Origin of the sequence: Dietzia sp. CW19 (assembly GCF_014145265.1) — a bacterium.
GTDB classification, from domain to species: domain Bacteria; phylum Actinomycetota; class Actinomycetes; order Mycobacteriales; family Mycobacteriaceae; genus Dietzia; species Dietzia natronolimnaea.
Map to the genome: position 1 here is coordinate 1 of NZ_JAALEE010000331.1, position 8,342 is coordinate 8,342.

An 8,342-nucleotide genomic window follows, 5' to 3' on the forward strand; every position below is an offset into this window, starting at 1 on the left:
GGGGGCGGCGCCTCGGCGGGCAGATCACCCATCGGGCGGGCCCACCCGCGCTCGGCTTGGAGCAGCGAGGCGTCGGTCCGCTCGAGCATCGAGGCCTCCAGCGCGCGTGTGACGGCAACCCCCGAGACCAGCAGCGCGAGCGCGGTCAGGACCACCGCGAGAACGACCAGACTCACCCGCAGTGGGACCGCGCGACGCCACGGGGTGGGAGCGGCGGCCGCGGTTGACGACGAGGCGGGCAAGCCCGGCGAACTGGGCATCAGCGCGGTTCGCGCAACACGTAGCCGACGCCGCGGATGGTGTGGATGAGTCTCGGCTCCTCGGTATCGATCTTCTTGCGCAGGTAAGACACGTAGGACTCGACCACGCCGCCGTCTCCGCCGAAGTCGTAGTCCCACACGTGGTCGAGGATGCGCGCCTTGGACAGCACCGTCCCGGAGTTGACCATCAGATATCGCAGGAGAGTGAACTCGGTGGGCGAGAGCGCGACGGCCCGGCCCGCCTTGCGAACCTCGTGACTGTCCTCGTCCAGCTCCAGGTCGGCGAAGGTGAGCCGCGAGCTGCGCTCGGCCCCGGACAGCGTGCCCGCGCGACGCAGGATCGTGCGCAACCGTGCCACCACCTCCTCGAGGCTGAACGGCTTGGTCACGTAGTCGTCGGCCCCCAGGGTGAGCCCAGCGACCCGGTCGGCCACGGCGGCCCGCGCGGTGAGGAACAGCACCGGCGCGTCACAGCCGTCCGCGCGCAGCCGCTTGACCGCGTCGAAACCGTCCATGACCGGCATCATCACATCCAGGATCACCGCGTCGGGCCGGAAGCGGCGGGCCTTGTCGATCGCCTCGGCGCCGGTGCGGGCGGTCTCGACCTCGAACCCCTGGAAACGTAGGGAGACCGACAGCAGTTCGACGATGCCCTCCTCGTCGTCGACCACCATGACGCGGGCCTCGGGCCGGGCGTCGGGGGCGTTGCTCGCTGCGGCGTTCACGTGCTCAGTATGCCGAGGGATCGTGGCGATTCCCCGGCAGCTCGCTGGCAGTTGGCTGGGAACCGGTCCCGCCGGGGTGGCCGCGAGCCAGCCGCGCCGGGGTGGACGTCTGACTCCGAAGGCTGGCCGGAGCGCGCCGGGACGGGGCATCATTGGCGGCATGACCAAGCCGTCCAACACCCCTGCCATCGCCTCCGCCACCGGCCGATCGTGGAACGAGTGGGTCGAGATGCTCGAGCAGGCCGGCGCTCGGGAGATGGCGCATTCGGCGATCGCGAAGGTAGCCCTGGGGATGATGCCGGAGTCGGTCGAGCGCGCCGAGTGGTGGGCCCAGGGCACGGCCATCGCCTACGAGCAGCACGCCGGCCTGCGGGTACCGGGCCAGTCGTGCACCGGCGACTTCCAGTTGTCGACCTCGCGGACCGTCACCGGGGACATGGACGCGGCGCTTCAGGCATGGGTGGAGCTCGCCGGAGACCGGAAGGAATTCGGCGGCGTAGAGGTCGAGACTCCCCCCGCCACCTCGAGCAGCGAGAAGTGGCGCTACTGGCGGGTCCCGCTGGCCGACGGCACGCGCGTGGCCCTGAACTTCAGCGACAAGAAGAACGGCAAGTCCACGGTGGGGCTGACGCACACCAAGCTCGACTCGGCCGAGGCGATCGAGTATTGGAAGCCCGTCTGGAAGGACCTGCTCGCGCAGCTCTGACTGGCTCGTGGTCGGTCAGGGCGCTCGAGCTGAATGCTCGAAATGAGCCCCTCCGCCAGCCCCGGCCCGGACGGCCCACCGAGCAGTTGAATGCCCGGTGGCGACCGGAACTCATCGTCGTCGTCGCACTCTCCCAGCTCAGAGGCGCGACCACCTCCGTGCCCTGCAACCGGGTTGAAGGGCACCCCAGCTCACGCGGGTGATGTCGAGGACAAACCTGGTCCGCCGCCCGGAGCAGCGAGTAGCACGGCCACGAGGACAGCCGGCCCAGTTGGTCGCCAGAATGCGCGAGAGTCCGCGCGGGGAGCTGCGAGATGTCAAGCAATCACAGCGTGATGTCGACCAACCACAGCAGGCCGGGGCGGTGCGGGGCAGGGCGGGGCAGTGTGGGGGTTAGTTCAGCCCGGCGTAGGAGTGCAGGCCCGAGACCACGATGTTGATGAAGAAGAGGTTGAACGCCAACACCACGAAACCCGCGATGTTGATCCACGCCGCCTTCTTGGGGCCCCAGCCGCTGGTCGCGCGGGCGTGGAGGTACCCGGCGTAGAGGACCCAGGAGATGAACGACGCGGTCTCCTTGGGATCCCAGCCCCAGAAGCGGCCCCACGCGCTCTCCGCCCAGACCGCCCCGAGCAGGATGCCCACGCTGTAGATCGGGAAGCCGATCACCGTGGTGCGGTACGCCAACCGGTCCAGGGTTTCGGCGGCGGGCAGCGGCCGGGTCAGTCGCGTGGCCCACCCCTTCTCCTGACCCTGGGGTTGCCACACGCGCAGCAGGTACATGATCGACACGACGCCCGGAATGAGCAGGATGCCCGAGCCCAACGAGATGATCGTCACGTGGATCGGTAGCCAGTACGAGCGCAGTGCGGGCACCACCGGGGCGGCCTCGGAGTACAGATGGGTCCCGCCGAAGAACAGCAGCAGCAACACCGGGGCGAGGACGAACGGCCACGCCACCTGCAACGCGGGCTTGCGCAGGAACACCAGTCCCGTGCCCACCGCGAGAACGGTGGTGGCCAGGATGAACTCGTACATGTTGCCCAAGGGGAAACGGTCGGTCGCCACACCGCGGAGCACCAGCGAGGACGCACTGAACACGAAGGCGATCGTGACGAACAGTTGCGCGATACGCGCCCAGCGCACGTTGCCCGCGGACGCGCGGTCCTCGTCGCCGGTATCGGTGAGAGACGTGGACTCGGTGAGTCCCGGCCCGCCGGCTCCGGCGAGCTGCCTCGGCGAGACCTTCTCCACCCGGAAGCCGGCGTAGTAGATCAGCGAGGCGATCAGCGCCAGGACATAGATGGCGAACGACGTGCGGAACGCCAGGTCGCTGTACGTCGAGAGCGTCTCGTCGATGGGCAGGCCCTGGGCGAGTATCAGAGAGTTCACCGGGTGTCGTCCTTCCGCGGAGCGTCGCCGGCGGTGCCGCGACTGGTTGCAGTGTGTCCCGAGTCGGGCTCCTCGGGCAAGACAGGTGTGACGGCCGCCGCTGCGACGAGCCGGTCCCGGAGCTCGTCGAACTCCGAACCCCAGCCCATCCGGTCCGTCCGGGCGAGGCCCCCCAGGTCGACACGGGTCACCTCGTCGTCGTCGACGGTCACGCGCGCCCAGATGCGGCGGCGCCGCACCATCAGGCTGAGGATCAGTCCGGCCATCATCACCGCGGCCGAGACACCCACCCAGATCTGCGTGGGGTCCTCGGAGACCTGGATGTTGATGAACTCCTCGGCGCCGTCGAACCGGACCTCGGTGCCGTCGGGGAGGGTGGTGGATTCGCCGGGGAAGAGGTTGACGCGCGCCTGCCGCTCGAGGGCGCCGGTCTCGATGAGGTCGGATTCCAGCGAGAAGACTGACTGCGGGCGGCCGGTGTCGAGCCCGGCGTCGCCCTGGTAGACGTCGATCGCCACCGCCGGGTCGTCCATCCGCGGGAAGCGCGAGCTCAGAATGGTGCCGTCGAACGACGCCGTGGGCGCGAACAGGCCCTGCACGGCGATCTGCTGCGTGCGCCGCTCCATCAGGTCCGGGTACAGGCCGGCCGGCGGGTCGAAGCGCATGATGCCCGACGACAAGAACGTCTGCAGCTCGGTGGGCTGCCAGTGCTGAGTGTCCGTGCGGGTCTCGCCATTGGGGAACGTGACGGTGAAGGTGGGCGCGAAGCCATGGCCCTGCAGGTAGACGCGGGTCGACCCGACGCGCAGAGGGTGGTTGACCCGCATCTCGTACGGCTCCCACGTCTGCGGATCGGTGGTCGCGACCTCCTCGGTGAACCGCACGTTGGAGGTGAACATCTCGGCCTGGCCGTTGGGCAGGTAGTCTGCGCGGAAGTCCTCGATCTTGATGCAGAACTGCTCGAGATCCGTGCCGTCGACCAGGAGTCCCGCGCGGAACGTGTCATACGCGCTGGGGGTGGTGTTGCAGAAGGCCGGCGATTCGGCGTTGGCGATGATCACCCGCATGCCCTCGGCGTAGACGAACTTGCCGGCCGCGAAGGTGATCAGCAGGGCGAGCAGGGCGAAGTGGAAGACGATGTTGCCCACCTCGCGCGTGTAGCCGCGCTCGGAGGAGAGCTCGATGGTGCCGGGGACGCGGCCGTCGCCGTCGTTCCGCCGAACCCGCCAGCCCTTGAGCTGGGCCTTGACCTGGTCGGCGGCCTGCTCGGGTGAGGCCGTGGTGCGGTACGCGGCGTGATGGGGCAGGCGCGAGAGGTTGCGGGGAGTGAGCGGCGGGGGCGTGCGCAGCTGCCGGACCAACTCGAAGCAGCGCGGGGTGAGGCAGCCGATCAGCGAGATGAACAGCAGGACGTAGATGGCGGTGAACCACCAGCTGGAGAACACGTCGAACAGCTGCAGGCGGTCGTAGAACTCGCCCAGCCAGCCGTTCTCGGCGATGTAGTCGTTGACGTTGCCCTCATTGAGGCTGCGCTGGGGCAGGAGCGCGCCCGGGATCGCCGCCACGGCGAGCAGGAACAACAGGATCAACGCCGTGCGCATGGCGGTGAGGGTGCGCCATGAGTTGCGCAGGAATGCGGTTGTGGTGCCCAGCGTGGAGCGGGCGGCGGCGGTTCTGGGCTCTGGCATGGGGTCCATCTGCGGTTCGCGGCGCGCCGACCTGTCGCGGCGCCGGTTTGGACCCAGACTAGTCGGGGGCTCCTGAGCGGTTTCTGTGAGGGCACGGCCCGCCTGTTCTGTGAGGGCACGGCCCGCCTGAACGACCCACGGGACAAGAACGTGTTCTAGCCTCGGGACATGGACCTCCAGGGGTCAGACGAGAGGAGGGGCGATGCCGACCATGCACCCCTGTGAACCCGTGGACGTCGAGCACACCGACACCGCCCGGTTCCGCTTCACCAACAGCGTGGCGATCCCCGCCACGCCGCGACAGCTGTTCGAGATCTTCGTCGACGCCGACTCGTGGCCGCGCTGGGCGGGCGTGATCACCAAGGTGGTCTGGACCAGCGAACCCCCGTACGGCGTGGGCACCACCCGCACCGTCCACATGCTCGGCGGCCTGGTCGGCGAGGAGGAGTTCCTGGCGTGGGAGCCGGAGCGCCGGATGGCATTCCGGTTCAACGCCAGCTCCACCAAGGGGATCCACGCCTTCGCCGAGGCCTACGACATCGTGCCCACCGAGGGCGGCTGCCGACTCACGTGGACCCTGGCGATGCACGGCACCGCGGCGACCAACCTCTCGCTCACTGCGGTCCGCCCGGTGATGAACCTGCTGTTCCGCCGCTTCCTGCGGCGACTCAGCGCCCTGGCGGCCGAGAGGTACCCGAGCTAGTCAACAGCAGGCGCAGTCGCCGCGTCATGTCGTCGACCAGCGCCTCCGGATCCTCGGCCCGCTCCGAGCGCACCCACTCGGACAACCACACCTGGAGCGCGGAGATCGCCATCCCCGCGGCGATGCGCGGATCGAGGCCGGCGAGCTCCCCCCGGTCCGCCGCGGCCTGCATCCCGGCGGCGATCACCTCGAGGCCAGAGCTCCACACCGTGCGCTGGATCCCGTGGGCGCCCTCCACGCTGCTCGCCCATCCCCCACCGGCCCGGAGGTTCATCTCGAGGTAGGCGGGGTGCGCCGCCAGGAAGAGGAAGACCCGACGCAGGCCGGTGAGCAGGCGCTCGAGCCCCGGCTCCCCTGAGTCTGCCTCGCGCACGGCCTCCAACAGGGCGTCCATCCGCGTGCGATGGAGAGCGTCCCAGATCTCCGCCTTGCCGGAGAAGGACTTGTACACGGTGGCCAGCGACAACCCGGCAGTGGCCGCGATCGAGTTCATCGGCGTGGCGGTAAACCCGGCCTTGCCGAACTCGCGTTCCGCGGCGTGGAGGATCTGCTGGCGGTAGCCGCGGAGCTTGTCCTCGCGGGCGCCGGTCCTCGTCGTCGTCGTCGTCGTTTTTCCTGTGGCCTCCACACCTCGATGCTACCTTCGCAGAATCGCCATTCTGTTTTTGCAGACGCGGTTGACCACCCGTTGATCGTTCGACCAGAGATTGGAGTTCAGCGATGCCCAAGCCCCCGCTCCCCATGAAGCCGACCGGCTGGTTCCAGGTGGCGTGGGCGGCCGAGGTCCCCGTCGGCCACGTCCACCGGGTCACCGCGTTCGGGTAGGACCTGGTGACCTGGCGGAGCCGATCCGGCCGGGCCACCGTCATGGACGCGTACTGCAAGCACCTCGGCGCCCACCTCGGCCACGGCGGCACCGTGGTCGACGAGACCATCCAGTGCCCCTTCCACGGCTGGCAGTGGAACCCGGACGGGCGCAACACCACCATCCCCTACGCTGACCGCCCGAACCTCGGCCGCAAAATCAGGACCTACCCGGTGGTCGAGCGAAACGAGTCGATCTACATCTGGCACGACCTCGAGGGGCGCGAGCCGTACTTCGACGTGCCCGACGTCTTCACCAGCTGGGACGACGGCACGCGCGCCGAGGACTACCACCCGTGCCACCCGCGGACCACGCTCGTCGAGGAGCGGCTCCACCTCCATCCGCAGTACGTCCTGGAGAACGGGGTCGACTTCGCGCACTTCGGGTTCGTCCACAAAGTGCCGATCATCCCGGTCTTCACCAGGCAGGACTTCGACGAGCCGGTCTCCTACGTCGATTTCACCATCGCGTTCGAGGGCTCGCCGGGTTCGATCGAGGAGGTCGACAGCGGGGTCGAGGCCATCAACGGCGGGCTGGGGGTCGCCGTCACCCGGAGCCACGGGATGGTCGACAACCGCACCGCGACCTGCGTCACCCCCGTCGACGACGAGACCTGTGACGTCCGGTTCTCCGTCTGGATCCGCCGGCGCCCGGACCTGGGCGACGCCGAGTCCGCCGAGCGCGCGGCCAGGCACGGCCGCGGCGTGATCGAGCAGTTCGAGGCCGACCTCGCCATCTGGAGACACCAGAAGTACTCCGACCCCGCCGCGCTCGCCCCCGGCGAATACGAGGGGTTCACCGCCCTGCGGACATGGGCCACCCAGTTCTATCCCGATCATCCACTCCCCGAAAGGTGACACCTCAGATGACCAGCAGCACCAGTGAGCCCGCCCGCGTGTTCCAGGTCGCCACCGGCAACGTCGGCAGCGAGATGATCAAGCGGATCGGCACCCACCCGGACCTCGAACTCGTGGGCGTCCACTGCTACTCGCCCGAGAAAGTCGGCCGAGACGTAGGCGAGCTGGCCGGCATCGCGCCGGTCGGGATTCTCGCGACCGGCACCGTCGAGGAGATCGTCGCGGCCCGGCCGGACGTGGTGACGTTCCACGGCGTCTTCCCCGACGAGGACCTCTACCTGCAGGTCCTCGAGGCCGGCATCAACATCGTCACCACCGCCGACTGGATCACCGGGCACCACCGCGATCTCAACCATCCGCACCCGTCCGGCCGGTCGTGGCGGGAGATCCTGGACGAGGCCGCGAAGTCCGGTGGGGCCACCTTCTACGGAACCGGCATGAACCCGGGCCTCAACCAGATCCTCGGCCTGGTCGCCTCGGCCGACGTGGCCGACATCGAGAACGTCACCACGATCGAGTCCGTCGACGTGTCCTGTCACCACTCCGCCGACACCTGGACGGAGGTCGGCTACGGCAGGCCCGTCGACGATCCCGCGCTGCCGGGGATGCTGCGCAAGTACACCGAGGTGTTCGCGGACTCGGTGTACATGATGGCCGACGCGTTCGACCTCGAGCTGGACGAGGTGGTGTTCGACTGCGAACTGGGCGCCTGCACCGAGGACGTCGACCTGGGCTGGTACCGGCTACCCGAGGGGTCCCTCGGCGGGAGTTACATCAAGTACCTGGGGATGGTCGACGGGGTCTCGCGGATCGAGACCCACCTCGAGTGGCAGATGACCCCGCTCACCGAGCCCAAGTGGGACATCAAGGGGTGCTACATCACGATGATCAAGGGCGATCCGCAGATCTACAACAAGCACATGATCTTCCCCGCCCCCGGCGTCGACCTCTCCGATCCCGAGGACTTCGCGTCCATCGGCATGACCGTGACCGGGCTGCCCGCGCTCAACTCGATCAGGTCGGTCATCGCCGCGCCCGCCGGGGTGGTCACCAGCGCAGATCTGCCGCTGCGGACGTTCGCCGGCAGGTTCGCGAGGTAGCGGGCCACCGGGCTCGGCGGCCGTGGCTCCCTCGGCGGCGGCGGCT

General features: G+C 68.9%; 7 protein-coding genes and 1 pseudogene. 4 read left to right on the forward strand and 4 right to left on the reverse strand.

All coding sequences use genetic code 11. The annotated features are described in order from the left end of the window. Positions 1-259: 259 nt before the first annotated feature. Positions 260-934, reverse strand: a complete 675-nt coding sequence (locus tag G6021_RS10335; RefSeq protein ID WP_182641234.1) for a response regulator transcription factor — start codon at positions 932-934, stop codon at positions 260-262. 211 nt (positions 935-1,145) lie between these two features. Between G6021_RS10335 and G6021_RS10340 the strand changes: the two genes are divergently transcribed. Continuing rightward, positions 1,146-1,691: a hypothetical protein gene (locus tag G6021_RS10340; protein WP_182641231.1), complete on the forward strand. Its 546-nt coding sequence runs from the start codon at positions 1,146-1,148 to the stop codon at positions 1,689-1,691. 393 nt (positions 1,692-2,084) lie between these two features. Here G6021_RS10340 and ccsB read toward each other — a convergent pair whose 3' ends face one another. Together ccsB and G6021_RS10350 are read right to left on the reverse strand one after the other, a co-directional pair. Further along, complete coding sequence (ccsB, locus tag G6021_RS10345; protein WP_017835842.1) at positions 2,085-3,083, reverse strand: c-type cytochrome biogenesis protein CcsB; 999 nt, start codon at positions 3,081-3,083, stop codon at positions 2,085-2,087. Next, positions 3,080-4,771, reverse strand: a complete 1,692-nt coding sequence (locus tag G6021_RS10350; RefSeq protein WP_182641232.1) for a cytochrome c biogenesis protein ResB — start codon at positions 4,769-4,771, stop codon at positions 3,080-3,082. Before G6021_RS10350 ends, ccsB begins: the two co-directional genes overlap by 4 nt. A 211-nt stretch (positions 4,772-4,982) precedes the next feature. On the opposite strand from G6021_RS10350, the gene G6021_RS10355 reads away from it, so the two are divergent. Beyond that, complete coding sequence (locus G6021_RS10355) at positions 4,983-5,474, forward strand: SRPBCC family protein (RefSeq protein ID WP_182641235.1); 492 nt, start codon at positions 4,983-4,985, stop codon at positions 5,472-5,474. On the opposite strand, the gene G6021_RS10360 is transcribed toward G6021_RS10355, so the two are convergent. Continuing rightward, positions 5,440-6,102, reverse strand: a complete 663-nt coding sequence (locus G6021_RS10360; RefSeq protein ID WP_182641233.1) for a TetR/AcrR family transcriptional regulator — start codon at positions 6,100-6,102, stop codon at positions 5,440-5,442. The two genes, G6021_RS10355 and G6021_RS10360, sit on opposite strands and share 35 nt — an antisense overlap. A gap of 92 nt (positions 6,103-6,194) precedes the next feature. On the opposite strand from G6021_RS10360, the pseudogene G6021_RS10365 reads away from it, so the two are divergent. Next, a pseudogene (locus tag G6021_RS10365) lies at positions 6,195-7,196 on the forward strand (Rieske 2Fe-2S domain-containing protein). Between the two features lie 8 nt (positions 7,197-7,204). Further along, on the forward strand, positions 7,205-8,296 hold the full coding sequence (locus G6021_RS10370; protein ID WP_182610868.1) for a dihydrodipicolinate reductase: 1,092 nt from the start codon (positions 7,205-7,207) through the stop codon (positions 8,294-8,296). Positions 8,297-8,342: the final 46 nt, after the last annotated feature.

Coding starts and splice junctions, on each gene's coding strand:
- G6021_RS10370 (WP_182610868.1), top strand. CDS start 7,205: ATGACCAGCAGCACCAGTGAGCCCGCCCGCGTGTTCCAGGTCGCCACC.
- G6021_RS10335 (WP_182641234.1), bottom strand. CDS start 934: ATGGTGGTCGACGACGAGGAGGGCATCGTCGAACTGCTGTCGGTCTCC.
- G6021_RS10340 (WP_182641231.1), top strand. CDS start 1,146: ATGACCAAGCCGTCCAACACCCCTGCCATCGCCTCCGCCACCGGCCGA.
- G6021_RS10355 (WP_182641235.1), top strand. CDS start 4,983: ATGCACCCCTGTGAACCCGTGGACGTCGAGCACACCGACACCGCCCGG.
- G6021_RS10350 (WP_182641232.1), bottom strand. CDS start 4,771: ATGCCAGAGCCCAGAACCGCCGCCGCCCGCTCCACGCTGGGCACCACA.